The 26,582-nt window shown below is 44.7% G+C and carries 19 protein-coding genes, 1 tRNA gene and 1 pseudogene; 19 read left to right on the forward strand and 2 right to left on the reverse strand.

What is annotated here, in order from left to right; genetic code table 11:
• The first annotated feature begins 8 nt into the window (after window positions 1-8).
• The 6 genes from DMI82_RS01235 (at window position 9) to DMI82_RS01260 (ending at window position 9,818) form a co-directional block, all read left to right on the forward strand.
• The gene (locus DMI82_RS01235) at window positions 9-3,356 is read left to right on the forward strand and encodes a DEAD/DEAH box helicase family protein (RefSeq protein WP_110102160.1); all 3,348 of its coding nucleotides are present in this window, start codon (window positions 9-11) and stop codon (window positions 3,354-3,356) included.
• Between the two features lie 541 nt (window positions 3,357-3,897).
• Entirely contained in the window at window positions 3,898-5,292 is a 1,395-nt protein-coding gene (gene mgtE / locus DMI82_RS01240; RefSeq protein ID WP_110102162.1) for a magnesium transporter, read from the forward strand.
• Window positions 5,293-5,539: 247 nt separating this feature from the next.
• Window positions 5,540-6,931 (forward strand): alanine/glycine:cation symporter family protein, encoded by a 1,392-nt coding sequence (locus DMI82_RS01245; protein WP_110102164.1) that lies wholly within the window; start codon window positions 5,540-5,542, stop codon window positions 6,929-6,931.
• 135 nt (window positions 6,932-7,066) lie between these two features.
• On the forward strand, window positions 7,067-7,669 hold the full coding sequence (gene thrH / locus DMI82_RS01250) for a bifunctional phosphoserine phosphatase/homoserine phosphotransferase ThrH (RefSeq protein WP_015524708.1): 603 nt from the start codon (window positions 7,067-7,069) through the stop codon (window positions 7,667-7,669).
• A 16-nt stretch (window positions 7,670-7,685) separates the two neighbouring features.
• A complete protein-coding gene (locus DMI82_RS01255) occupies window positions 7,686-8,534 on the forward strand; it encodes an alpha/beta hydrolase (protein ID WP_110102166.1) in 849 nt (282 codons plus the stop codon).
• A gap of 177 nt (window positions 8,535-8,711) precedes the next feature.
• A complete protein-coding gene (locus DMI82_RS01260) occupies window positions 8,712-9,818 on the forward strand; it encodes a DUF362 domain-containing protein (RefSeq protein WP_110102168.1) in 1,107 nt (368 codons plus the stop codon).
• Between the two features lie 598 nt (window positions 9,819-10,416).
• On the opposite strand, the gene DMI82_RS01265 is transcribed toward DMI82_RS01260, so the two are convergent.
• Window positions 10,417-11,004, reverse strand: coding sequence for a cytidylate kinase-like family protein (locus DMI82_RS01265; protein WP_021650917.1), 588 nt, complete (start codon window positions 11,002-11,004; stop codon window positions 10,417-10,419).
• A 309-nt stretch (window positions 11,005-11,313) separates the two neighbouring features.
• Here DMI82_RS01265 and DMI82_RS01270 point away from each other — a divergent pair, with 309 nt between their 5' ends.
• The 11 genes from DMI82_RS01270 (at window position 11,314) to DMI82_RS01320 (ending at window position 23,080) form a co-directional block, all read left to right on the forward strand.
• Window positions 11,314-11,646 (forward strand): ABC transporter permease, encoded by a 333-nt coding sequence (locus DMI82_RS01270; protein ID WP_110102169.1) that lies wholly within the window; start codon window positions 11,314-11,316, stop codon window positions 11,644-11,646.
• Between the two features lie 163 nt (window positions 11,647-11,809).
• Window positions 11,810-13,855 (forward strand): M28 family peptidase, encoded by a 2,046-nt coding sequence (locus DMI82_RS01275; protein ID WP_199579952.1) that lies wholly within the window; start codon window positions 11,810-11,812, stop codon window positions 13,853-13,855.
• A gap of 20 nt (window positions 13,856-13,875) precedes the next feature.
• On the forward strand, window positions 13,876-14,511 hold the full coding sequence (locus DMI82_RS01280) for a GNAT family N-acetyltransferase (RefSeq protein WP_015524714.1): 636 nt from the start codon (window positions 13,876-13,878) through the stop codon (window positions 14,509-14,511).
• Between the two features lie 11 nt (window positions 14,512-14,522).
• Window positions 14,523-16,199 (forward strand): alpha-glucosidase, encoded by a 1,677-nt coding sequence (locus DMI82_RS01285; protein ID WP_022426070.1) that lies wholly within the window; start codon window positions 14,523-14,525, stop codon window positions 16,197-16,199.
• 122 nt (window positions 16,200-16,321) lie between these two features.
• Entirely contained in the window at window positions 16,322-17,134 is an 813-nt protein-coding gene (locus DMI82_RS01290) for an FAD binding domain-containing protein (RefSeq protein ID WP_022426069.1), read from the forward strand.
• Window positions 17,131-17,601: a (2Fe-2S)-binding protein gene (locus tag DMI82_RS01295; RefSeq protein WP_015524717.1), complete on the forward strand. Its 471-nt coding sequence runs from the start codon at window positions 17,131-17,133 to the stop codon at window positions 17,599-17,601. The genes DMI82_RS01290 and DMI82_RS01295 overlap by 4 nt, the downstream gene beginning before the upstream one ends.
• Window positions 17,598-19,892, forward strand: a complete 2,295-nt coding sequence (locus DMI82_RS01300; protein WP_110102172.1) for a xanthine dehydrogenase family protein molybdopterin-binding subunit — start codon at window positions 17,598-17,600, stop codon at window positions 19,890-19,892. The genes DMI82_RS01295 and DMI82_RS01300 overlap by 4 nt, the downstream gene beginning before the upstream one ends.
• Window position 19,893: 1 nt before the next feature.
• Window positions 19,894-20,958, forward strand: coding sequence for a DUF6077 domain-containing protein (locus DMI82_RS01305; RefSeq protein ID WP_021650910.1), 1,065 nt, complete (start codon window positions 19,894-19,896; stop codon window positions 20,956-20,958).
• 34 nt (window positions 20,959-20,992) lie between these two features.
• A complete protein-coding gene (locus DMI82_RS01310; protein WP_021650909.1) occupies window positions 20,993-21,823 on the forward strand; it encodes a hypothetical protein in 831 nt (276 codons plus the stop codon).
• Between the two features lie 207 nt (window positions 21,824-22,030).
• A tRNA-Arg gene (locus tag DMI82_RS01315) sits at window positions 22,031-22,102 on the forward strand.
• A 57-nt stretch (window positions 22,103-22,159) separates the two neighbouring features.
• Window positions 22,160-23,080, forward strand: coding sequence for an SH3 domain-containing protein (locus DMI82_RS01320; RefSeq protein ID WP_022426066.1), 921 nt, complete (start codon window positions 22,160-22,162; stop codon window positions 23,078-23,080).
• 65 nt (window positions 23,081-23,145) lie between these two features.
• Here the strand turns inward: DMI82_RS01320 and DMI82_RS01325 are convergent, their stop codons facing one another.
• A complete protein-coding gene (locus DMI82_RS01325; RefSeq protein ID WP_110102174.1) occupies window positions 23,146-23,682 on the reverse strand; it encodes an N-acetylmuramoyl-L-alanine amidase family protein in 537 nt (178 codons plus the stop codon).
• Between the two features lie 112 nt (window positions 23,683-23,794).
• Here DMI82_RS01325 and DMI82_RS01330 point away from each other — a divergent pair.
• Both DMI82_RS01330 and ligA read left to right on the forward strand, forming a co-directional pair.
• Window positions 23,795-24,445, forward strand: a pseudogene (locus tag DMI82_RS01330) (pseudouridine synthase); the annotation flags it as partial.
• Window positions 24,446-24,530: 85 nt separating this feature from the next.
• Complete coding sequence (gene ligA, locus DMI82_RS01335; protein WP_110102176.1) at window positions 24,531-26,492, forward strand: NAD-dependent DNA ligase LigA; 1,962 nt, start codon at window positions 24,531-24,533, stop codon at window positions 26,490-26,492.
• Window positions 26,493-26,582 lie beyond the last annotated feature (90 nt).

Raw genomic sequence — 26,582 nt, forward strand, 5'->3', positions numbered from 1 at the left:
GTTTCATAATGGTAACAAACTTTGATTACTTAAAAAATGAATCAAAATTCTCTGCATTTGCAAATGTTGCCATATCTGCGGAGAAGATCATATTGGCAGATCCGGATGCGAGTATTCTTAACAGCCGGCGGGCTATGGAATTTGCTGTAAAATGGTTGTATTCTGTGGAAAACAGTTTGCAGATTCCGTACCAGGATAATCTTCATACTCTGATGAATACAGAAGAATTCAGACAGTTAGTGGGACCAGATCTTTGGAAACGGATGGATTATATCCGCAGATGTGGAAACAGTGTGGCACATAGCAATAAAAAAACTGGCAGAGATGCAGCGATGCTCTGCCTTGAAAATCTGTCAATTTTTTTAGATTACGTTGCATATTGTTATGGAGAACAGTATCAGGAGCATCCATTTGACAAGTCGATTATTGATGACAGAATTGAGAAGGCAAAGGCATCCAAGGAAACAGCCAGAACAACAAAGGAAACACTTCTGAAAGAACAGGAAAAAACTGCCCAGCAGGAACTGGATCTACAAAAACTAATGGCAGAAAATACTTTTCTCAGGGAAGAACTGTCCGCACGTCACGAGAAACAGCAGCAGACATATGTTCCGAAACCTCTGGATCTGTCCGAATATGAAACCAGAAAACTTTACATAGATTCCATGCTTATTGATGCAGGGTGGACCCAGGGAAAAGACTGGTTAAATGAGATGACTGTGACAGGAATGCCGAATAAATCAGGGATTGGACGTATTGATTATGTTCTTTATGATGATACGAGTAAACCTCTGGCAATTATTGAAGCAAAACGTACCTGTAAAGACGTTGCCGAGGGCAGGCAGCAAGCGAAACTTTACGCAGATCTGCTGGAACAGGAATACAAACGGCGTCCGGTAATTTTCCTTACCAATGGTTTTGAAACCCGGATCATAGACGGACAATATCCGGAAAGAAAATGTTCGGTTATTTATTCCAAACGGGATCTGGAGAAATGGTTTAATCTTTTGAGTATGCGGACAAGCCTGCAGGATATTTCTGTAGATAAAAAAATTGCAGGACGCTATTATCAGGAAGCCGCGATAAAAGCAGTATGCCAGAGTTTTGATGAAAAGAATCGGAGAAAAGCACTGCTGGTTATGGCCACAGGTTCCGGAAAAACCAGAACAGTAATGGCTTTGTGCAAGGTACTGGTTGATGCGGGCTGGGTAAAGAATATCCTTTTTCTGGCGGACAGAAATTCACTGGTAACGCAGGCGAAAAGAAATTTTGTAAACTGGATGCAGGATTTTTCCTGTACAAATCTGGTTGAAGAAAAGAATAATTATATGTCACGATGTGTTTTCTCCACATATCAGACCATGATAAATTGTATTGATGTGATAAATGATAAAGAAGGAAAAGTTTTTACCTGTGGTCATTTTGATCTGATCATTTGTGATGAAGCGCACAGATCTATTTATAATAAGTATAAAGATATTTTTACATATTTTGATGCACTGCTTGTAGGACTTACTGCAACACCGAAAGATGAGATTGACAAAAATACATATGAAGTATTTGAACTGGCAAACGGAGATCCTACTTATGGATATGATCTGGCGCAGGCGGTTAAGGATGGATATCTGGTTGATTATCTGTCAGTAGAATCCAGGGTAAAATTTATTGATCAGGGAATTGTATATGATGAACTTTCAGAAGCAGATAAAGAAATCTATGAAAATACTTTTGAAGACGAAAATGGAAAGCTTCCGGAAGTGATAAATTCGGCTGCATTGAATACCTGGATTTTTAACGAAGATACAATTAAAAAAGTTCTTCATGTCCTGATGAGAGATGGAATTAAAATTGAATATGGACAGAAGATTGGAAAAACAATTATTTTTGCGAAAAATCATGATCATGCAGAAAAAATCCTTGAGATTTTTAATAAGGAATATCCGCATTTAAAGAATTATGCCATGGTGATCGATAACAGAATGAAATATGCACAGAGTGCAATTGATGAGTTTTCAGATCCGAAAAAACTACCGCAGATCGCAATTTCTGTAGATATGTTAGATACCGGAATTGATGTATCTGAAGTTCTTAATCTTGTATTCTTTAAGAAAGTCATGAGTAAAGCAAAATTCTGGCAGATGATCGGACGAGGAACAAGACTATGCCCGGGATTGCTGGATGGGGAAGATAAGAAAAAGTTTTACATTTTTGATTTCTGTGGGAATTTTGAGTTTTTCCGAATGAATAAGGGAAAAGCAAGTGCAAATCTGATGGCGTTGCAAAGTGCGGTTTTTAATCTTCAGTTTGAGATTTCGTACAAGCTTCAGGATATTAAATATCAGACAGATAAATTAACTGCGTACAGGACTGCGCTTGTAAAGCACATGACTGAAAAAGTAAAAGAGCTCCCAAGAGATAGTTTTACAGTTCGCCAACATTTGAAATATGTAGAATTATATTCAGAAGAGTCGAACTATCAGATGCTTACTTATGAAGATACTTTACTTGTAAGGGAAGAAGTTGCACCCTTGATTTTGCCTGAAAGTGATGAAGTAACAGCAGTACGTTTTGATGCACTTATGTATGGAATAGAACTTGCATCTCTGGTTGGAAAGAAATATACAAGTGCACGAAAAGATCTTTTAAAAAAGGTTTCCGGAATTGCCGGTGTGGCAAATATACCGGAGATTCAGGCACAAGCAGGGCTGATCGATCAGATTTTGCATACAGATTATATGGAAAATGCAGGAATCAATGAATTTGAAAATATCAGGGAAAATCTGAGAGATCTTATGAAGTATATTCCGGATAAGAGCAGGAATAAATATATGACCAATTTTACAGACGAAATTCTTTCAACGGAATGGAAAGAAGCAGAATTGGAAAACGATGATCTGAAAAACTATAAGGCACGGGTAGAATATTATGTCCGGCAGCATCAGGATGACCATGTGATATCAAAGTTGAAAAAGAATCAGCCACTTACAGAAAAAGATGTAGATGAACTGGAAAAAATTCTCTGGAGCGAGCTTGGTACAAAAGAGGATTATGAAGCAGAATTTGGCAGAAAGCCATTGGGAGAATTTATCAGAGAAATGGTAGGTCTTGATATGAATGCAGCCAAGGAAGCTTTTTCAAAGTATCTTGAGGATGTAAGTCTGGACAGCAGGCAGATTTATTTTGTAAATCAGATCATTGAGTATATTGTTCATAATGGGATGATGAAGGATCTTTCTGTTTTATTGGAATCTCCGTTTACAGATCGTGGGAGCATTTCAGAAATCTTTACAGATATGAGTGTTTGGCTTGGAATAAAAAAAGTCATTGATACGATCAACGGAAATGCAGCAGCATAAACTCCACCTCTGTAAAGTAGAAAAATTTTACCCGGATTTACAATAAATTTAACCATAAATCCGGTTGACAAAACCCGGCCGGGAACGTTATAATGGCCGGGTTGATAGAATATTTTAAGAAAAAAGGCAGGTGAACAGAATGGACAGTTGTGATTCTCATGGGCGAAGTTGTAGCTCTCAGAGTGAAAGATGGAAAGAACAGAGAAGGATGAGACTGTTCCATTCTGTTTTAAGTATACAGAATATCTGTGAGAATAGTATATCTGTATATCGGAAGGATATGTATGACAGGGCGGAACAGCGTCATCAGGACCTGTACGGTATTATTCCATTGTAATTGCAGCAGGATTATAATAGATATTTTTTTCATTCTTCTCATTCTGAGAATCTTACAGTAAAGCGATCATGTATAAATTCATTTCGCTTTATACTCAAATCCCAAGGAAACACAATCAAAAATCAGACAGCACATAGACATGCTTTAACATGTCTGTTTTTGGTGTGCGTATTTTGTGCGATACTATGTGAGGAGGATGAGAAAATGACAAAAAGAAATCAGGATTTTTCAAAAGATATTCTGAGTCTGATCCGAAGCAGTGTTTCTCCGGCAGTTTTAAGTGAAAGGCTGCAGGATTTCCACGAAAACGATCTGGCGGAAGTATTAAGAGAATTAAGCACTGCGGAGCGCAGCAGACTATACCGTATCCTGGAAAGCAGTATGCTGGCAGATGTTTTTGAGTATCTGGAGGAAGAAGAAACTGTAAAATATCTGGAGGAGATGGATGTTAAAAAAGCGGCAGCCATTCTTTCCAAAATGGAAACCGATGCCCTGGCAGATGTTTTAAAGCAGATCGATAAAGAAAAACGCAAGCTTCTGATCCAGCTTCTGGATGAACAGGTGCGGAAAGATATCGAAATGATCCGCTCCTTTGATGAGGATGAGATCGGAAGCAGAATGACAACGAACTGCATTGTGATCCGTGAAAACCTGACCGTAAAGCAGGCCATGAGTGAGCTGGTTTCTCAGGCGGCAGATAATGATAATATTTCTACGATCTTTGCAGTGACGGACAGAGGGGAGTTTTATGGAGCCCTGGATCTGAAGGATCTGATCACAGCAAGACAGGACCACCCTATGGAAGAGCTGATCGTAACTTCCTATCCATATGTGTATGGTACTGAGCAGATCGACGACTGTATGGAACGACTGAAGGATTATTCCGAAGATTCCATTCCTGTGCTGGACGATGACAATCGTTTCCTTGGAGTGATCACATCCGCAGGGATCATCGATCTGGTAGATGATGAGATGGGAGAGGATTATGCAAAGCTGGCCGGTCTGACTGCAGAGGAAGATCTGAAAGAACCTCTTTTTGAAAGCATGAAAAAAAGAATGCCCTGGCTGATCGTTCTTCTGGGCCTTGGTATGCTGGTATCTTCTGTTGTGGGAATATTTGAAAAAGTAGTTACCTGTCTGCCGATCATCATGTGCTTCCAGTCTCTGATCCTGGATATGGCAGGAAATGTTGGAACCCAGTCCCTGGCTGTAACCATCCGTGTACTGATGGATGAGACGCTGACGGGCAGACAGAAAGCAGAGCTTGTGCTGAAGGAAATGCGGATCGGTCTTTGCAACGGTGGTCTGCTCGGTATTCTGTCTTTTGTACTGATCGGATTGTATATTTTCTTATTTAAAGGAAAAACACTCGTATTTGCCTATGCGGTATCCGGCTGTATCGGATTATCCCTGCTGGTGGCCATGCTGGTATCCAGTGCAGTGGGAACCTGCATACCGCTGTTTTTCAAAAAGGTTGGTGTGGATCCGGCAGTGGCCTCAGGTCCTCTGATCACTACGGTAAATGACCTTGTAGCTGTGATAACATACTATGGAATGAGCTGGATATTCCTGATCGAGATGTTCCACCTGGCTGGCTGAGAGTAAAATGCAGCTATGCTCATAAAAAGAGACAGATATCAGAAATCTGTCGAATAACAGAAAAGTTACCAATAAAAAAAATTCCGGATCGAAAGATTCGGGATTTTTCTTTACATACGAACAGAAAGCTACTATAATAAAAAATACGCTTTGCCCGTTTAAAACGTTGCAGAAATAAATACAAACAACGGGCAGAAAAAGAGAACAAAACGATCACATGGGGTGATTGGGGAAAGGAAACAGTAACATGATAGTAACAATGATCGAAAAGGTCTATTCATTTCTGTGGGGAGATCTGATAAGGATCCCGCTTCCGGGAGGAAGTACGCTGGGAATCTCACTTCTGATCCTGCTTCTGATTCCGACTGGTATTTATTTTACCATCCGGACAAAGCTTCTGCCGATCCGTCTTTTTCCGGATATGGTGCGAGCCCTGTCAGAAAAGAAAAGTGACAAAAAAAATCTTTCAGCATTTCAGACGCTGATCGTATCTACAGCTACCCGTGTGGGAATGGGAAACCTGGTCGGTGTGGTAGCTGCAATCTCAGCAGGAGGTGCAGGAGCGGTATTCTGGATGTGGATCACGGCGCTGATCGGTTCCTCCACTGCTTTTATCGAAGCGACCCTGGCACAGCTCTATAAAGAAAAGGATCCTCTTTATGGTGGCTACAGGGGCGGTCCTGCATACTATATCCATCGCTACTGGGAAGAAAAACAGGGCAGAAAACGAAAAAAGGTTCTGCTTTCCGTTCTGTTTGCCATTTCCGGCCTGATCTGCTGGTGTGGGATCAGTCAGGTTATCAGCAATTCCGTCACGGCGTCTTTCAAAAATGCTTTTGATATTCCGCCGCTGTATACTACCATCGTGCTGGTAGTGATCGCAGCTGTGATCGTGCTTCGGAAGAATGCAACGGTTAAAGTTCTGGATATTCTGGTGCCGGTGATGGCAGTGCTTTATTTTGTGATCACACTGTTTATTATATTTACAAATCTCGGAAGTATGCCAGGAGTATTTAAACGGATTTTTGAAGAAGCTTTCGGATTTCGTCAGGCTGCTGCCGGCGGATTTGGCGTCGTGCTGATGAACGGAGTAAAAAGAGGTCTTTTTTCCAATGAAGCGGGAAGCGGCTCCGCTCCCTGTGCAGCAGCGGCAGCAGAATGTGACAGTCCGGTAAAAGCCGGATTTGTCCAGGCCCTGGGTGTATTTGTGGATACGATCGTGATCTGCAGCTGTACAGCCATGATCATGCTTCTGGCACCGGAAAATCTGGTACAGGGACTTTCCGGAATGGAACTTCTTCAGACTGCCATGCATTATCATATGGGACAGTTTGGAGTGATCTTTATTGCTGCAACACTGTTTATGTTCAGCTTTTCCACATTCCTGGGAATCCTGTTTTATGCAAGAGGCAATGTGTCCTATCTTTTCGGTGATAACTGGGGCTCACAGACAGGATATAAGGTGCTGGCACTGGTGATGCTGTTTATCGGTGGGATCGCGGCTTACACATTTGTATGGGATCTGGGAGATGTAGGAATTGGCCTGATGACGATCTTTAATATTTTCATGCTGTATCCTCTTGGGGAAAAAGCACTGAAAGAGCTGAAAATCTATGAATCGGAAAAGAAGAAAAAATAAAACTGTTTACAGACCTTGAGAGCATATGATAATATCAGGGTAAAGCGCTAAAAGAATAAAGAGTTCTGACAGCCGGAAGAAGTCAGACTCTGTGAAATATCAACGGTAAGTTGGATCAAGAGGAGGATATGAAAGATGTATATTACATGTCTGGACGTAGAAGGTGTACTGGTACCGGAGATCTGGATCGCATTTGCAGAGGCAAGCGGAATCCCAGAGCTTAAGAGAACAACCCGTGATGAGCCGGATTATGATAAACTGATGAACTGGAGACTTGGAATTTTGAAGGAGCATGGTCTGGGACTGAAAGAGATCCAGGAGACTATTGCAAAGATCGATCCCCTTCCGGGAGCAAAAGAATTTCTGGATGAGCTGAGATCTTTTTCCCAGGTGATACTGATCAGTGATACCTTTACACAGTTTGCAACTCCACTGATGGAGAAGCTTGGACGACCGACACTTTTCTGTAATTCCCTGGAAGTAGCAGAGAATGGAGAGATCACAGGCTTTAAGATGCGCTGTGAGAAATCCAAGCTGACAACTGTGAAGGCACTGCAGTCCATGGGATTTGAGACTATCGCAAGCGGGGATTCCTACAATGATCTCGGAATGATCCAGGCAAGCAAAGCAGGCTTCCTTTTCCGCAGTACAGAGCAGATCCGTGCAGATCATCCGGAAATTCCTGCTTACGAAGAATACGATGAACTTCTTGCAGCGATCAGAGAAGCGATGAAATGAAGAGGGGAAAACCGGAATGGTCAACGAAAGAATTGTGATCGAAGAGAAAACAAAGGATTATAATGAGGCATGGATAGAAACTTATTTCTGGCAGGAGTCGGAAGAACTCTATCCGGGACAGAAGCGTCCGGTCATAGTGATCTGTCCGGGTGGAGCCTATTGCATGACTTCAGACAGAGAAGCAGAAGCCATTGCTGTCCGGTTTATGGGAATGGGCTATCACGCCGTGGTACTTCGTTACAGTGTGGCACCTGCCAGATATCCGGTGGCTCTCCGTCAGCTGGCAAAAACAGTAGCTCTTCTCAGAGAGAACAGCGATAAGTGGCATATTGAAAAAAATAAGATCATTGTATCCGGCTTTTCGGCAGGAGGCCATCTGGCAGCTTCTCTGGGAGTATTCTGGAATACTGAGGAGCTTGCCGGGATCACGGGAATGGAAAACGAGCGGATTCGTCCCAATGGCATGATCCTGAATTATCCGGTGATCACTTCAGGGAAAGCTGGCCATGAAGAAAGCTTTCGAAATCTTCTGGGAGATCGTTATGAGGAGCTGAAAGATCGGATGTCTCTGGAATTTCAGGTTACGGAAGATACACCCAGAAGCTTTATCTGGCATACCTTTGAGGATCAGACGGTGCTGCTGGATAATACACTTCTCTTTGTTCAGGCACTCTATAAAAAGGGCATTCCAGTGGAGTATCACGTTTTTCCGCAGGGTCCCCATGGAATCGGCTTGGCAAATGAGCTGACTGCCAACGAAAACGGCAGAGGGATCGCAAGAGCCTGTGAACCATGGAGTGAGCTTGCAGGAAAATGGCTGAACCGTGAATTCCCATGGTGGAATGGGGCAAAGATCGAAAGATAATACGAGACTGCTATGTCGGATAAAATATCCTTTTTACCGGGAAACCGGTAGAGAGGGTATTTTTTATAATTGTGATGACTGCTGTATTTGTCGGCTGTTTTGTCTGGCCTGTCTGATGAAAAAAGCTTTGCTATAGATCAGTATTCACATTTCAGAAAGAAAGGAATTTTGATAATTATGGATAAAAATCAGATTTTTATTACCAGTGGCACGGAATATAAAAGAATGACAAAGGAGCTTCTGGAAAAAGCGGATCTTCAGTCCCATATCGGGGACAGAAAGAAAAAGATCGGGATCAAGCCGAATCTGGTTTCTCCTTCAGAGGCTTCCTGGGGTGCAACGACTCATCCGGAAGTGGTTGCAGGAATTATCGAGTATCTGAAGGAGCATGGCTTCCGGGATATGGTGATGCTGGAGGGATCCTGGGTAGGAGATAAGACAGGGGAGGCTTTTGAGACCTGTGGCTTTGACAGGCTTGAGGAAGAGTATCAGGTGCCGTTCTGGGATATGCAGAAGGATAAAGGTGTTTCTGTGGACTGTGGCGGCATGGAGCTGAATGTCTGTGAGCGGGTAAAGGAGCTTGATTTTCTGATCAATGTGCCGGTTCTGAAAGGCCATTGTCAGACAAAGATCACTTGTGCCCTTAAGAATATGAAGGGGTTGATCCCAAATAAGGAAAAGAGACGTTTTCATTCTCTGGGGCTTCATAAACCCATTGCTCATCTGAATATGGGGATACAGCAGGACTTTATTGTTGTGGATAATATCTGCGGGGATCTGGATTTTGAAGATGGCGGAAATCCTGTCGTGATGAACCGTGTAATGGCTGCCTGTGATCCGGTTCTCGTGGACGCGTATGTGTGTCAGATGATGCATTATGAGGTAGCTGAGGTTCCCTATGTGAAGCTGGCAGGTGAGCTTGGCGTGGGCTGTTCAGATATTTCAAAGGCAGATGTCAGATTTCTGGAGGATGGTGCGGATCAGAGGATGCCGGTATCCAGAAAGGTTGTGGAGCTTGCGGATGCCGTGGAGGAAGTGGAATCCTGCAGTGCCTGCTACGGGTATCTGATCCCGGCATTGGAGATGCTGAAGGAAGAGGGGCTTTTTGAGAAGCTGGATGAAAAAATCTGCATCGGGCAGGGGTATCGTGGTAAGACGGGTGTGCTTGGTGTGGGACACTGTACCTGTAAGTTTCAGAATTATGTGGAAGGGTGTCCGCCGCTGGAGGGGGATATATATGAGTTTTTGAAGGGGTATATTGGCGAACGGACGCCTGGGAAGTGACAGTCCTCCGGGCCGGACTCCGTCGGGGGATGCTGCTAAGGTTCCGTGAGCCGGCTAAAACCATTGCGGAAGGGCCCAGAACTCGCCTTCGGCTCAAACAGCTGGGCCCTTCCGCAATAACGCCGTCTCCCGCAACCTAACCATCATCACCCCTCCTCCGTAGCAGCCCGGAGGACTGTCACTTCCCCGGCTGGCGTTTTAGCCGGAGAGGTGGAAGCGGACGCGTGGTGTCCTGTCCTTACGTTTTGATGAGTTGAGCGTCCGCAGTTGGAGGTGTGGGAAGGATATGTTGCTTGTTGAAAAATTAATAGTTAATATTTCAGTGTTGTACAATGAGTTGGAAGTGTGGGAAGGATACGTCTTCTTGTTGAAAGGTGTTATGCCGATGAGATCGGCACAGCCTGGCGTTTTAAACAAACGCAGAATCCATCACCCTGTCAACAGCGTAACATAACCAAAACGTACGGTTCATAGCGGGGCCAGAGGGAAGGGGTGCAGGGGAGGGGAAACGGCCTTTCGCAACTACGAGTGCTTCCCCTCCCCTGCGGTTTCACTTACGCTTCCAAAGTGTAAAAACATTTTTCAGAAAAAAAGAATCCTAAAGACATCTCTTTACAATCTCAATAATCTGCTCCATAGAGAACCGGCTGCTGTCAATACAGAGATCATACTGTGTCATATCCAGCCATTTGCTGTCTGTAAAGTATTCATAGTAAGCCTTTCTCTCTTTATCCATTTTTTTGACCAGCTTCCGTGCGCTGGCTTCTTCTCTGCCGGTACGGCGTATCACATTCTGAACTCTTTCCTCAAAAGGTGCATGGATAAAAAGTTTAAGTGATTTATCCTTCAGGATATTGGTCGCACAGCGGCCGACAATTACGCAGTCCTCTCTCTGCGGAAGGGACAGGATGATCTTTCTCTGGAGATCATAGAGCACATCGTTCATTGGTACAAAAGAGAAATTATCTGTAAACTGCAACTCACTGTCAACGGGAAATACCCACTGACTGGCTTTTTTCTCGTCTACCTTTGCCAGGGTGTCGAAGGGGATATTGTTTTTCTTGGCAGCCATGTCGATCAGTTCTTTATCATAAAAACCGATGTCCAGGTTTTCAGCCAGAGTCTTGCCGATAAGGCGTCCGTTGCTTCCAAACATACGATTGATGGTGATAATACGTTTTGCCATAAAGATACCTCCTTTATTTCGGACCGAAAGCAGGAATATCTGATTTTCGGTAGTTTTTCTTACTTCTTTTATAACATATTTCAGTAAAAAATACCAGAAAATAATATATAATTTTTGAAATAATATTTAATATATACAAAAAATAATGGCAACAGACAGAAAATATAATTAATTATTTGTATTTGCATATGAAAAATATCATACCTTTTTCACCGGGTTTTCACAGATCACACAAAGACTTTACACATTTTTTTAAAAATATTTTTAAAACAGAGAGAACATACACAGCATATTTGGAGGTTAAGGAAAATGAAACGACGGCATAAAAGGCTTATGGTGATCATCCCGTTTTCTACTATGACCAGGCTTGCGGATAATGTACTGGATGTGACCATGTTTTACGCATCCGGAGCAGATGAGGATAGCCTGGAGCCGGCAGAAAATGCGTTTACAGAGCTCCTGATGGAACGCTTTGAGCAGGACGAAGACGCTTTTTCCATTGTGGATCAGTCAGAGATCATGGAAGCCATGTTCGGTGTCACCAACACCATGTCTTTGATGATCGGTGTGCTTTTTGGCCTGTATCCGGCTAACAAGGCAGCATCCAGGAAGCCTATTGATGCGCTTCGGTATTCCGGCTAAAAAGAAATTATAATAACGTGATTTGTGAGATGGATTTTTTGTCAGAACAAATCGCGTTTTTTTATCTGGAAATCCGCACATTGATAAGGTATAATCTATAACAGTTAGAGGAATATCTCTGCCGTGAGGACGGAACTGCCGGCAGGGAACTGCCGAGAAAGGGATGACAGTAAATTTGAACATCGTGGAGAAATGTGTTTCATGCCTGAATATAAAAGAATCTTATGATCTGGCCAGGCACATGGAACAGGAAAAAACAAATCCGGTTCTGGGATACCGTACAGCAGGCTCCCTGGCAGAGCGAAAAACCGGAGATATGCTTTTGGAAGAAATGAAAAAAGCCGGTCTCACACAGGTAGAAAAAGATAAGATCCGTGTGGATGCATGGAAATTTAAAAAAGCGGTGATGCGCTGCCATGACAGAGAGGGAACCTGCCGGGAGATCCAGCTTGGCGCATATCAGACAGATTTTAAGACCAATGGCTTTCAGAGGTTTGATCTGGTATATCTTGGAAAGGGTACAGCTGACGAATATAAGGATATCGATGTGAAAGGAAAGCTGGTTCTTATCGAGATCAATCAGAGAGAAGAATGGTGGATCAACTACCCGGTGTATCAGGCACACCTGAAGGGTGCAGCAGCTCTGATCGCCGTACAGAGCAGAGGATACGCACAGATCGATGATACGGCTTTGAATGCACAGGATATCGCAGGACCTTCCTGTGCGCCTGCATTTTCCATGTCACGGGCAGATTTTCTTATGATCCGTCAGCTGATGGAGGAAAAAAATGAGAATGGGAATCGTGTTCCGGAGCTTTCCGTGGAATTTGATGCGGACACAGAGGTACTCAAAGACCAGTATACCTACAATATCGTTGGCAAAATCCCGGGAACCGATTCGGATTCCATGATCCTGTTAAGTGCTCACTATGATTCCTATTTTGAGGGATTTCAGGACGATAATGCGGCAGTGGCCATGATCATTGGAATTGCCAGGGCGCTGCTCCGTGGTGGCTATAAACCTCGCCATACTATTGTGGTATGTGCTCTTGCAGCAGAAGAATGGGGGATTTCCGACACAAAATATGACTGGTCCACAGGTGCTTACCGCCAGGTATTTGAGGCGAGACCGGAGTGGCAGGGGCACGTGATCGCAGATCTGAATTTTGAGCTTCCGGCTCATGCACACAGTACCAGAGATGCAGTACGATGTACCTATGAGTATGCGGATTTTGTGCGCAGCTTCGTGGATGCTGTGCAGATGCCGGAGGGGATTTATCCGGAGGGCATGACCACGTTGTATCCCATTGAAACCTGGTCTGATGATTTTACCATGGCTATTTCCGGGATCCCGTCCATGGTCAATGATTTCAGCGGTGGTCCCTTTATGGAAAATTATTATCATTCCCAATACGATAACCAGGATGTTTATGAGGAAGAGGTATACAGATTCCATCATGAATTTTATCTGAAACTTCTTCTGGCTATTGACAGCCTTGCTCTGCCGCCAATGGATTTCGGGCGGGTACTGGACCAAAGTATTAAGACCCTGGATACGGATCTGTGTATGCAGACCGGCGCCGACAGTACACTCCTTCTGAAAAAAACAGAAGAGGCAAAAAAAGCGGCTGCCATCCTTGCAGAGCAGGTACGGCGCTTCAACAGCCTTCCGGAAGAAAAACGTGACTGGAAAAAAGCCGATGCCATTACCGAAAAGCTTCTCGGTGTATTCCGAAAATCCCAGGATTATCTGGTACGTCTGGACTGGGATGACAATGTGATCTTTCCGCAGCAGGCAGTGCAGAACAATCTTTATGCACTGAAGAAAGCGATGGGATATCTGGAAAAAAGAGAGATCGCACCTGCGCTGGAGGCTTTTTACAGTATTGACAACAACTGTTATGCCTTTCAGTTTGAGCGGGAAGTCTTTTATCATTTTACGGAATATATCTTGAAGCAGTCCCCGGATCGCCTGATGTGGGGAAAGGGCAGGATCATCCACCATGAGAACCTTTATGATCTTGTGGAAAGCCTGAAGGAAAAGAAGCCGGGTGACAGCCTGGAGGCAGAAAAGCAGAGCCTCAAGGAAGCCTGGGAAAGACAGAAGCGTTATTATGCGGATGATATTGAATATCTGATCCGTGCAGTGGAAAAGCTCAGGAATCTGATCTGCGAGGTCAGTGATATGTTTGAAAAAGGAACAGAATAAAACCATACCTGGAGGAAAGAATGGAAAGCCATAATTTATACCGAGTGAAAGAAGAAGATCTGGATAAGCTGATCCGGATATTGACCGTATGTTTTTCGGAGGATCCTCTGTATCATGCACTGATCCCGGACAGGGATACCAGAGAACGGCTGATGCCGGAGCTTTTTACCTGTGATCTTACGGAGTTTTTTGAGACCTGCGAGATCTATGCAGACAGCAGTGAGCTGAACAGTATCCTGGTAGTATCCGACGGAACGGAGCATGAAGCAGCCTTACATAATCTGATGGTGGATTTTTTTGCCCTTCTGAAAACAGATGGCTATCTGATCAAAGAGGATCCAAGTCTTGCGACCCTGCGGAAATTCATCCAGGGAAAAGACTATCTGAATTCCAGCTGGACTTCCCAGCTTCATACAGCAGAAAGGCTTCATGTGATCTATCTGGCAGTGGCGCCGAAGATGCAGCATCACGGTCTTGCTGAAAAGCTGATGGATGAGGTGATCGATTATGCGGACAGGCATAAGCTGATGATCTCTCTGGAAACCCATAATCCGGCAAATGTTTCCATGTATGAGAAATTCGGATTTAAATTATACGGCATTGTACAGAAAAAAGGATTTGATCTGAAGCAGTACTGCATGATCAAACAGGCATAGGAGGAATTACGATGAAACGAAAATGGTGGCATGACAAAGTGGTATATCAGATATACCCCAAGAGCTTTTATGATTCCAACGGAGACGGAATCGGAGACATCCCAGGAATCATCAGCAAGCTTGATTATCTTAAGGAACTGGGAGCAGATATCCTCTGGCTTTCCCCAATCTATAAATCTCCCCTTGCAGACCAGGGATATGACATTGCAGATTATTATGCGATTGATCCGAGGTTTGGGACCATGGAGGATATGGATCGTCTGATCGCAGAAGCAAAAAAAAGAGAAATGTACATCCTTATGGATCTGGTGGTAAATCACTGCTCCGATGAGCATGAGTGGTTTCAGCAGGCCATTAAGGATCCGGACGGAAAGTATGGAAATTTCTTTTATATCCGGGACAAAAAGGATGATAAAGCTCCCTGCAACTGGAGAAGCTATTTCGGTGGTCCGGTATGGGAAGAGCTTCCGGGACATCCGGATAAACAGTATCTCCATGTATTCCACAAGAAGCAGCCGGATCTCAACTGGGAGAATCCTGAAGTAAGAGAGGAAGTCTACAAAAACATCCGCTGGTGGATGGAAAAAGGGCTTGGCGGATTCCGTATTGATGCCATTATCAATATCAAGAAGAAGCTTCCGTTTTCCGATTATCCTGCCGATCGTGCAGATGGGCTCTGCAGCGTCGGGAGGATGCTGGAGGAGGCAGAAGGGATTGGAGAATTTCTGGGAGAGATGGCTGAGAAGTGCTTTCATCCCTATGATGCTTTTACTGTAGGAGAGGTCTTCAATGAAAAGGAAGATGAGATCAAAGATTTTATCGGAGAAAACGGATATTTTTCATCCATGTTTGATTTTGAAGAAACCTGTTACGGAAAGAGCGAGGATGGCTGGTATGCATCCAAACCGTACCTGACTCCGGAAGAGTACAAGAAGTGTATTTTCCATACGCAGAAAAAGATTGGGGATACCGGCATGATCTCCAACATTATTGAGAATCATGATGAGCCAAGAGGTGTCTGTCACTATATTTCTCCGGAAGACCGCTGTCCGGATTCAAGGAAGCTCCTGGCAGGTGTTTATTTTCTGCTGAAGGGAATTCCGTTTATTTATCAGGGTCAGGAGATCGGTATGGAAAATATGGAGTTTACTTCTATGGATCAGATCGATGACATCAGTACCATCGATGAATACCAGGTAGCGCTCCGTGCCGGATGCAGTGAAAAAGAAGCGCTTGATGCTGCTTCCGCATTTTCCAGAGACAATGCCAGAACTCCGGTACAGTGGAGCGCAGAGAAAAATGCGGGATTTTCAGAAGGAGAGCCGTGGCTTGGGGTCAATCCCAATTATAAGGAGATCAATGTAAAGTCCCAGTTAACGGACAGTGATTCCCTCCTTTCTTTCTACAAAAAGCTGACTGCACTGAGAAAAGCTCCGGAATATAAAGAAACGCTTGTATACGGAACATTCGCTCCATATCAGGAAGAACAGAAGAATCTGATCGCATATACAAGAAACGGTGAGAAAAATCTTCTGATCCTGGGAAATATGCAGGCACAGTCACAGAAGGTATCTTTGCCGGGAGAAGTAAAAGAGGTGCTTCTGAATAATCAGAAAGCTGTGGAGATCACAGAAAAAGAGATCATTTTGAAACCGTATCAGTTTATCGTTCTGGAGACCGCTGTCTAATGCGGCGTCAGAACAGCAGAGAAAAAAACAATAGCTATTTAGCTGACAGTCTGTTAAAATAAATGTTCGGCTGAAAAAACAGCCGTAAAGAAAGAGAATGAGAATTCAGAAGGGAATAAAGTATGCTGAAGATAAAGAATTACGTAAAGGCAGAAAGCCTTGAACAGGCATATGAACTGAACCAGAAAAGAACAGCCTGTGTGCTGGGCGGTATGGTCTGGCTGAAAATGGGAAACCGGAACATCATGACAGCCATTGATCTGTCAGGTCTTGGGCTGGATACTATTACAGAAACAGAAGAAGCATTTGTGATCGGCTGTATGACACCACTTCATGCGCTGGAAACCCACAAAGAGCTGAATGCCTATACAAACAGTGCTATCCGTGAAAGTGTACGGCACATTGTGGGTGTGCAGTTTCGAAACTGTGCCACAGTGGGCGGAAGTATTTTCGGAAGATTCGGATTTTCCGATGTACTGACCATGTTTCTGGCACTGGATACCTGGGTGGAGCTGTACAATGGCGGAACCATTCCGCTGGCACAGTTTGCATCCATGGAAAAGGATAACGATATCCTGGTAAATATCATTGTAAAAAAACAGCCGCTGAACAGTGTGTACTTAAGTCAGCGGAACAATTCCACAGATTTTCCTGTGCTCACCTGTGCGGCCGCTCTTATTGACGGAAAAGCAAGAACTGTCATTGGGGCCAGACCCGGAAAAGCAATGATCGTGGAAGATGAAGAGGAAATCTTAAAAGATTTTGTACAGATGAATGCACAGCAGAAAAAGGATGCAGCAGCATCTTTTGCCGCATATGCAGCGGAACATGTTTCTACAGACAAGAACATGCGTGCTTCAAAAGAATACAGAAGTCTTCTTGTGAAAGTCCTTACAAGAAGAGCCTGGGAAGAGATCGGAGGGAGAGCAGAATGAATATCACTTTCTGGCTGAATGGTGTAAAACGGCAGGCAGAGGTACGTCCGGATGAACTGCTTCTGGATTTCCTGCGGAAAAACAGCTGTTACAGCGTAAAACGTGGCTGTGAGACTGCAAACTGTGGTCTCTGTACTGTGCTGATGGATGAACGTCCGGTACTGTCCTGCTCCATGCTGGCTGCCCGCGCAGACGGGAAACGGATCGTGACTCTGGAGGGAATGCAGGAGGAAGCAAAGGAATTCGGCGCTTTTATGGCAAATGAGGGAGCAGAGCAGTGCGGATTCTGCAATCCGGGATTTATCATGAATGTATTTGCCATGTTAAAGGAACTGGAAGATCCCACAGAAGAGGATATCCTGGAGTATCTTTCCGGAAATCTGTGCCGTTGTTCGGGATTTGTGGGACAGACCAGAAGTATCCTGAAATTTCTCGACTATAAAAAAGGACAGGAGGAAGGAAAATGAAATACGTAAACAAGCCGGTGCCAAAAACAGATGCAATGTCGCTGGTAACCGGAAAACCGGTCTATACCGATGATCTTGCACCTTCTGACTGTCTGATCGTCAAGCTCTTAAGAAGTCCTCATGCCAATGCCTGGGTGGAAGAGATCAAGACAGATGCTGCAAAGAAGATCGAGGGGATTGCCTGTGTTCTGACCTATGAGGATGTTTCCCACAAAAGATTTACCCTGGCCGGGCAGACAGCGCCGGAGATCAGTCCATGGGATCGCTATATCATAGATAAGCATGTGCGTTTTGTAGGGGATCCGGTTGCCATCGTAGCCGGTGAGACAGAAGAGGCAGTAGATAAAGCCCTGAAACGCATTAAGGTAAAATATCGTGTGGAGGAAGCAGTTCTGGATATCCACACAGCCAAGGATAATCCCATTCTGGTGCACCCGGAGGATGACTGGTATATGCCGATCCCGGCCGGCGGAGATAATAAGCGTAATCTCTGTTCCTCCAATGTAGAAGAAGTGGGTGATGTGGATGCCATGCTGGAAAAATGTGCGTATACAGTAGATCAGGTTTACCACACAAAGGCAAATCAGCAGACCATGATGGAGACCTTCCGTACCTACTGTTATATGGACCATTTTCAGAGACTGACGGTGGTTTCTTCCACTCAGATCCCGTTCCATATCCGAAGGATCGTAGGAAATGCGCTGAACATTCCGTCTTCCAAAGTTCGTGTGATCAAGCCTCGTATCGGCGGGGGCTTTGGTGCAAAACAGTCTTCTGTCAGTGAGGTTTTCCCGGCACTGGTAACATGGGTTACCGGGCGTCCGTCCAAGATCGTTTTTTCCAGAAAGGAATCTATGATCGCGTCTTCTCCGCGTCATGAGATGGAAGTCCATATCCGTATGGGTGCAGACGAAAACGGTATTGTAAAGGCAATCGATCTTTATACTCTTTCCAACACCGGTGCCTATGGAGAGCATGGGCCTACAACCGTAGGACTTTCAGGCCATAAATCCATTGCGCTGTATCGTCATACGGAAGCCTACCGTTTTGCCTATGATGTTGTTTACACCAATATGCAGGCAGCTGGCGCTTATCGTGGCTATGGTGCCACACAGGGTATTTTTGCTGTGGAGTCCGCAGCAGATGAGCTGGCTCATAAGATGGGGATGGATCCGGTAAAATTCCGCGAGCTGAACATGCCTATGGAGGGAGAGGCACTTCCGGGATATCCGGATGTACCGATCAACGGCAGCTGTACCATGGATAAATGCCTCGCCCGTGCAAAGGAAATGATCGGATGGGATGAGAAATATCCGTTCCGTGATATGGGTAACGGCAAAGTACGGGGTGTCGGTATCGCTATGGCCATGCAGGGCTCATCTATTGCAGGGATCGATGTCGGCGGAGCAGACATTAAATTAAATGAGGATGGTTCCTATACCCTGGCACTTGGATGTTCTGATATGGGAACCGGCTGTGATACCATTCTTGCTCAGATGGCAGCAGACTGTCTGGATACAGATATGAAAAATATCGTGGTATTCAGTGTGGATACAGATATTTCTCCCTATGATTCCGGTTCTTATGCATCTTCCACAACCTATGCAACTGGAAATGCCGTGATCCAGGCCTGCGGAGAACTCAGAAAGAGAATCCACGCTTTTGGCGCACAGATGCTTGGAGTATCTGCAGAGGATTCTGATTTTGACGGAGAAAAAGTCCGCACAGAAGACGGAAAAGAGGTAACGCTGCAGCAGATCGCAGGAAAAGCGACCTGTGGAGTCTGCAGTGAGCTTCAGGTTGTAAAAGAATATTCTTCTCCGATCTCTCCGCCACCGTTTATGGTAGGTGCCGCTGAAGTGGAGGTCGATAAAGAGACCGGACAGATCGATGTCATTGATTATGTGGGCGTGATCGACTGTGGAACTCCGATCAATCCAAATCTTGCCAGAGTGCAGGCAGAAGGCGGTATCGGTCAGGGAATCGGAATGGTTCTGTATGAGGATGTGCAGTATACAGATAAGGGAAAGATCCGTAACAATTCTTTTATGCAGTATAAGATCCCCAACCGTATGGATATTCCGAAGGTGCGGATCGAGTTTGAGAGCAGCTACGAGAAGACAGGTCCTTTCGGTGCAAAATCCATTGGTGAACTTGTGATCGATACACCTTGTCCGGCTATTGCCAATGCGGTTTATAATGCAACAGGTGTACGTGTCAGAGAGCTCCCGATCACTCCGGAGAAGGTTGCAATGGGAATCCTTGCCAGAGAAGCCGGAGAGAAGGTGTGAAATGCAGGAGCTGATACTGGCAATTGCCGGACTGATCCTGGAGCTGCTGGTATTTTTCTGTGCAGGAAGTCTGCTGACACGGATACTGAAAATGAAGACGGAAGTAACCATGGAACTGGTCTTGGGATATCTTTTGTATTTTGCGGTTTTTGAGATACTTGCAGTTCCTATGACACTGAAATGGGTAAAACTGAGTACCTTTTCGTATCTGTGGATGGTGATCATGGCAGCTTGTGTACTGGCAGCATGTCTGTTTTCGCATAAACTTTGGAAGGGACAGCTGGACCGGATAGGAGAAACATTTCGGAAGCATTCACTGCTGCTGCTTTTGATCGCTGCGGCAGTGATCCTGCAGTGTTTTCTAGTGGCTGCATATCAGGACGTTACTGCAGATGCAACACATTATATTGGCGCAGTAAGCACTTCCGTGTATACAGACACTCTTGCTCGATACAGTCCGCTTACCGGTGTTATCCAGAGAAATTTTAATCTCCGCTATGATCTTTCAGCATATCCGATGAACAATGCGGTGTGGTGTGTCCTTCTGGGCATCCACCCGATCGTTCAGTCCAAGGTCGTGATGTCTGTGATCAACATGCTGATGATCAATCTTCTGATCTACCAGATCGGAAAAAGCTTTTTTCGTGGAGATGAAAAAAAAGCAGACCTGATGGTTCTTTTTGTGTGTCTGATGCAATTGTTTTCTTTTTCTATCTATACAACAGGAACCTTTGCGTTTATGCGGGTTTATGAAGGGAAGGCCCTGCTGGCAAATATTTCTATCCCGGCAGCGCTTCTGGTAAGTATACGGCTCTGGCTCAACAAAGATGGCAGAAATAAAGAGAGCTGGGTGCTGCTTTTCATTGCTGCAGTCAGTGCGTTGACGTTTTCAGGATCCTCCCTTATTTATCCTGCGGTAGTCAGTACGGCGATCCTTCCGGTGATGGTGCTGAAGAAAAAGCTTTCCTACGCGATTCCCTATGCGCTTTGTATGCTGCCGGGATTTTTGTATGCCCTGGTTTATTTTTCGGCGAAGCTTGGATGGATCGCATTTCCGGCATCATAGGAAACTGGGAAGATACTATGGATAGGAGAAGAAAATGGCGGGAGTAACGATCGAAGAACTGGGACTGCGTTTTGTGCAGATCTGTATGGAAAATTACTGGAGTGGCTGTATGCTGCCTGTATTTTTTCTGGCAGGTATACTCTGGGATATTTTTTACCGCAGGAGAAAAGAATCTAGAGTATTCCTGTATTATCTAGTCTTTCTGGCACTTACGGTATATAATCCGGTTCTTGTAAAATATGTGATACCAAAGGTACATTTTGAAAGTGAATATTATCGCTTTATCTGGATCCTTCCGGTGATCCCGGGTGCTGCCTATTATGCTGTACGGATCGTAGAAGCGGTAAGGTTTCGATGGCTGAAGGCTGTAACAGCGCTGATCCTTGCGGCAGTGATCGTCACTACGGGGACACCTGTTCCCGGCATTGCAAAAGATTATGTGATGGCGGAAAACATCTATAAAGTCCCGAATGAGCTGCGCTCAGTATGCGATGTGATCCATCAGGACTGCGATAAAGAACAACCCAAGGTTGTTTTTGACAATGAGCTGAATCTGGTGGCTAGACAGTATGATCCGTCACTGATTCTTGTTCTGGATCGTAATTTTATCCTGTATCGTGCAGGAAGTACTGTGGTAGGAAACTACGAAAACAGCAAGGCCTACCAGATCCAGAAAGTGATCATGGATGTGATCAGTTATCAGATGGATGTAGGGATCGATAAGTTCCGGCAGGTATTGAAAAGAACGGAAACCGATTATCTCGTTCTTCCGGTAGATCTTACAAATCATGACTATATCCGTCAGGCAGGATGTACCCCTATTGCACAGACAGAAAAATATGTGGTATACAGGTTTGAAGGGTGAATGTGTTCGCCCTTCTGGCCTGGAAAAATGACTAAAGTGCGTAAAATGATACGGAGAACGGAGTGAACAGCAACCATAAAATGTGTGATGAATATGTACTGTTTAAAAAAATCTTTACAATTTCATGGATTTGTGTTAAAATCATAAACAGTGTAAACCTACTTTGATAATTTCATACCTGAATTTAGAAGTTATGTTTTTCATTATGCACCTGTAGCTCAGTGGATAGAGCAGTGGTTTCCGGTACCATGTGCGGGGGTTCGATTCCCTTCAGGTGTGTTACCCGGAACAGTGGGAATTGTTCCGGCGTGTTGTTATGATAAGGAGGACAAGAACTTGGATGATTTCAGAGAATGGTTATCAGATAACCTTCGCTATTTTATGTTAGGCGGAGCCATTCTGGTGATCGTGCTTGTTCTGATCTTTGGCGTCCGCGCCTGTGTTGGAGGTAAGAAGGGGAATTCCAATAAAGATCAGACAACAGCCCAAAGTAACCAGGAAAATGATCCTTCTTCTCCGGCAAATGATGGGGAGACAGACGAGAAGAAAGACGCCAGTTCCGCGGCAGATACGGATGCGGAGACAACCATGGAAAAAGCCAGCACGGAAGTAACCGAGCTGATTCAGAGCTATTATAAAGCTTTTGGGGAAAAAGACATTGCAACACTTAAGACGATTGAGGACGGATTTACGCCGGCTGACGAGTCGCAGATTAATTCAAGGGATTATATTGATGGGTATGAGGTACAGAATGTTTACGCTAAGAAGGGACTGACGGACGATTCGTATGTCGTTTATGTAGTCTTTAATTATATCTGTACTGGAATTGAGACTCCGGTTCCGGCACTGAGCCAGTTTTATGTGGAGACGGGCAGTGACGGCAATCTGAAGATCAAAGGTGGTGCTGATGACGATGCAGATATCAGTGCCTATGTGAAAAAACTGGAATCTGAGAAGGATGTGCAGGAGCTTATCACAAAGGTAAAGACGGACTATGAAGCTGCGCAGGAGAGTGATCCCTCTCTGGCAGAATTCCTTCAGGGCCTTGGTGAAGATGCCAGTGCTTCCGCAGATGCAGGAACAATGCTTACAGTTACAGAGGATTGTAATGTTCGTGCTTCCGCAGATTCAGAGGGTGAGGTTATCGGTGGTTTTTCTGCAGGAACGGAAGTTGAAAAGAAAGGGCAGGAAGGCGACTGGATACAGGTTGATTATGATGGACAGACCGGTTATGTTTATAGTGGTCTGTTAGAATAATAAGGGTTAATAAAATGCAGGTTCCGGAAGAACCTGCATTTTTGTTGCTCTGATATAACGAAAGATCATTTTTTGAGTGAACCGTCTGCTGCCAATGTGTATTTTTTTCCATTTACGGTGATGGTTCCGGTCTGCATGATTCCGTCTTCGTCCAGATAATAACGTTTTTTGCCTAGGGTGATCCAGCCGGTCTGCATGATTCCGTCCTTATTGAAATAATATCGATGACCATCTGTGTCGGTAAGCCATCCGGTATAGGCGGTTCCGTCAACCATAAATTTCCAGTTGGTGCCATCCGGTGTCCAGACTCCGTTTTCTGCCTCTGGCGAAACCTTTTCTGTTTCGGGAATCTCTGTGGGAACAGGAGACGGTGTGGCGGAAGGTGAAGGAGCGCCGGAAGATATCCATGCATCTGTATGGTGATCGCGATCTGAACTTGGTTCAATGGCCGAAATATCGCTGGTATTTATGGAAACTACGGAAGTACTGCTGCTTTCAAAAGGACCGGCCGATGACTGGGTAAAGAGAATACCGCAGATCAGACACAGGAAAACAGCGACAAAGATCAGCAGCCGGTTCATACGTGGAGTATGCTCTGACATGTTTTTCCTCCTGATATTTAAGTATATTTCTGTTTATCATACAATAATGAGAAAGAAAATACAAGAAAAATAACCGGTTGCGAACACGTGGGAAAAAATATATAATAGAACAATGGACGAAAAAATCAGAATCAATAAATATTTAAGCGATATAGGAGTCTGCTCAAGAAGAGAGGCAGACCGACTGACAGAAGCGGGGAGAGTTACTGCTAATGGAGAACTGGTTCCCACAGGAATGAAGATCCTTCCGGATGCGGAGATCTGTATTGACGGAAAGCCTGTAAAAAAACAGGAAAAAAAGATCCTGCTTCTTTTTCATAAACCAAAAGGGATTGTCTGCAGCACCAGACAACAGCGGAATGAGATGACAGTAACAGAATATCTGGATTATCCGGTGCGGATCTATCCCATAGGACGGCTGGATAAAGATTCCGAAGGACTGCTTCTCCTTACCAATGAAGGAGATCTGGTGAACCGTATCATGAAGGCGGGGAACTACCATGAAAAGGAATATCAGGTGACCGTGAATAAACCGGTGACAGAAGAATTTATCCGTGGTATGGGCGGCGGAGTGCCGATCCTTGATACGGTCACACGTCCCTGCAAGGTTACAAAAACAGGGAAAAACAGTTTTCGTATCATCCTTACCCAGGGTCTGAACCGCCAGATCCGTCGTATGTGTGAATATTTCGGATATAAAGTCGTAACACTTAAACGTGTTCGGATCATGAATCTGTATATTGATGGCCTGGAAGAGGGGAAATATCGTGAGATCCGACCGGAAGAACGAAAAGAACTGGAGGAGATGCTTTCCTCCGAAAAATCAGAAAAAAGGACGGGAGGAAGCCATGAACGAATCATCCATAAAAAAAATGAAAGAGCTGGGAGAAAAGCTCCGGGAAGCGTCCAGGGCCTATTATCAGGAAGACAGGGAGATCATGTCCAACGTGGAGTACGACGCCCTGTACGACACTCTGAGCGCACTGGAGAAAGAAACAGGGATCGTTCTGGCAGACAGTCCAACCGTTAATGTAGGATATGAGGCAGTGGAGCAGCTCCCCAAGGAAGAACATGAGAGACCGATGCTGTCTCTGGATAAGACCAAAGAGAGAGAAGCTTTGAGAGAGTTTATCGGGGAACATCCTACACTTTTATCCTGGAAGCTGGATGGCTTAACGATCGTGCTTACCTATGAAAACGGAGAGCTTATAAAGGCAGTTACCAGAGGAAATGGTATTGTGGGAGAGGTTATTACCAATAATGCCAGAGTATTTAAGAACATACCTCTGAAAATTTCTTTTAAAGGGAGACTGGTACTTCGCGGAGAAGCCATCATTACCTATTCGGATTTTGAAAAGATCAACGAAACCATCGGAGATGCAGATGCCAAATACAAAAATCCCAGAAATCTCTGCAGTGGTTCTGTCCGCCAGCTGAATAACGAAATTACAGCGAAGAGAAACGTACGGTTTTATGCTTTTTCTTTAGTGAGTGCGGAAGGCGTGGATTTCCGGAATTCCAGGGAGGTGCAGTTTCGGTGGCTGAATGAACAGGGTTTTGAAGTTGTGGAATATCGAAAAGTCACAGCGGAAACTCTGGATGAAGCGATGGATTACTTTGCGGAAGCAGTTACGACCAATGATTTTCCGTCAGATGGGCTTGTGGCATTGTATGATGATATTGCTTACGGAGAATCTCTGGGAACTACGGCCAAGTTTCCAAGGAACGCCATGGCATTTAAATGGGCCGATGAGATGCGTGATACGAGACTTCTGGAGATTGAGTGGAGCCCGTCCAGGACCGGACTGATCAATCCGGTAGCAATTTTTGAGCCGGTGGAACTGGAAGGAACCACAGTGAGCAGGGCCAGTGTGCATAACATCAGTATAATGAAGGAACTGAAGCTGGGGATCGGAGATACCATTCGTGTATACAAAGCAAATATGATCATTCCTCAGATTGCGGAAAATCTGACCGGAAGCGGTAATGCACCGATCCCGCATACCTGTCCGGCCTGCGGACAGGAAACGGTAGTGAAGAAAGAAAACGATGTGGAATGTCTTTTCTGCGTCAATCCGGGGTGCCCGGCCAAGAAGATCAAATCCTTTGGGCTTTTTACAAGCAGGGATGCCATGAATATCGACGGACTTTCCGAGGCAACACTGGAGAAATTTATTGCCAGGGGATTTATCCATGACTTTGGCGATATTTTTGAGATCAGCCGGTATAAAGATGAGATCGTGGAAATGGAAGGCTTTGGGCAGAAATCCTATGATAATCTTATGGAAAGTCTGGAACGGGCGAAAGAGACTACACTTCCAAGGGTGATCTACAGTCTTGGGATCGCAAATATCGGTTTGGCTAATGCAAAGGTGATCTGCCGTCATTTTGACAATGATCTGGACAGGATACGTCATGCCAGTCTGGAAGAGGTCAGTGATATTGATACCATCGGGCCGGTCATTGCCGGAAATCTGGTAGCTTATTTTAGAGATGAGGATAATAATCGCCGCCTGGATCATCTGATGAGATTTCTTCATATTCAGGAGGACAGTCCCAAACAGGAACAGATCTTTGAAGGAATGAATTTTGTGATCACAGGAAGTCTGGTGCACTTTGGAAATCGAAGTGAGGCCAAAGAGCTGATCGAATCCCTGGGAGGCAAGGTTACCGGTTCAGTTACCAAAAAGACCAATTATCTGATCAATAACGACATCCAGTCCAATTCATCCAAAAACAAAAAGGCAAGAGAACTGGGGATTCCGATCCTTTCAGAAGAAGATTTTCGGAAACTTGCCGGAGTGCAGTAAAGGCCGTACAGACTGGAGATACTTTTTATCTGAAGAAAAAAGCCGAGCGGCTCCTTTATAAGAGACGCTTTATATATAAGGAGGGCAAAC

Source organism: Blautia sp. BCRC 81119 (assembly GCF_003184505.1).
In the GTDB taxonomy this organism is placed as follows: Bacteria; Bacillota; Clostridia; order Lachnospirales; family Lachnospiraceae; genus Blautia_A; species Blautia_A fusiformis.

Coding starts and splice junctions, on each gene's coding strand:
- DMI82_RS01325 (WP_110102174.1), bottom strand. CDS start 23,682: ATGTCAGAGCATACTCCACGTATGAACCGGCTGCTGATCTTTGTCGCT.
- DMI82_RS01245 (WP_110102164.1), top strand. CDS start 5,540: ATGATAGTAACAATGATCGAAAAGGTCTATTCATTTCTGTGGGGAGAT.
- mgtE (WP_110102162.1), top strand. CDS start 3,898: ATGACAAAAAGAAATCAGGATTTTTCAAAAGATATTCTGAGTCTGATC.
- DMI82_RS01235 (WP_110102160.1), top strand. CDS start 9: ATGGTAACAAACTTTGATTACTTAAAAAATGAATCAAAATTCTCTGCA.
- thrH (WP_015524708.1), top strand. CDS start 7,067: ATGTATATTACATGTCTGGACGTAGAAGGTGTACTGGTACCGGAGATC.
- DMI82_RS01305 (WP_021650910.1), top strand. CDS start 19,894: ATGCAGGAGCTGATACTGGCAATTGCCGGACTGATCCTGGAGCTGCTG.
- DMI82_RS01260 (WP_110102168.1), top strand. CDS start 8,712: ATGGATAAAAATCAGATTTTTATTACCAGTGGCACGGAATATAAAAGA.
- DMI82_RS01310 (WP_021650909.1), top strand. CDS start 20,993: ATGGCGGGAGTAACGATCGAAGAACTGGGACTGCGTTTTGTGCAGATC.
- DMI82_RS01270 (WP_110102169.1), top strand. CDS start 11,314: ATGAAACGACGGCATAAAAGGCTTATGGTGATCATCCCGTTTTCTACT.
- DMI82_RS01255 (WP_110102166.1), top strand. CDS start 7,686: ATGGTCAACGAAAGAATTGTGATCGAAGAGAAAACAAAGGATTATAAT.
- DMI82_RS01295 (WP_015524717.1), top strand. CDS start 17,131: ATGAATATCACTTTCTGGCTGAATGGTGTAAAACGGCAGGCAGAGGTA.
- DMI82_RS01285 (WP_022426070.1), top strand. CDS start 14,523: ATGAAACGAAAATGGTGGCATGACAAAGTGGTATATCAGATATACCCC.
- DMI82_RS01300 (WP_110102172.1), top strand. CDS start 17,598: ATGAAATACGTAAACAAGCCGGTGCCAAAAACAGATGCAATGTCGCTG.
- ligA (WP_110102176.1), top strand. CDS start 24,531: ATGAACGAATCATCCATAAAAAAAATGAAAGAGCTGGGAGAAAAGCTC.
- DMI82_RS01280 (WP_015524714.1), top strand. CDS start 13,876: ATGGAAAGCCATAATTTATACCGAGTGAAAGAAGAAGATCTGGATAAG.
- DMI82_RS01275 (WP_199579952.1), top strand. CDS start 11,810: ATGACAGTAAATTTGAACATCGTGGAGAAATGTGTTTCATGCCTGAAT.
- DMI82_RS01265 (WP_021650917.1), bottom strand. CDS start 11,004: ATGGCAAAACGTATTATCACCATCAATCGTATGTTTGGAAGCAACGGA.
- DMI82_RS01290 (WP_022426069.1), top strand. CDS start 16,322: ATGCTGAAGATAAAGAATTACGTAAAGGCAGAAAGCCTTGAACAGGCA.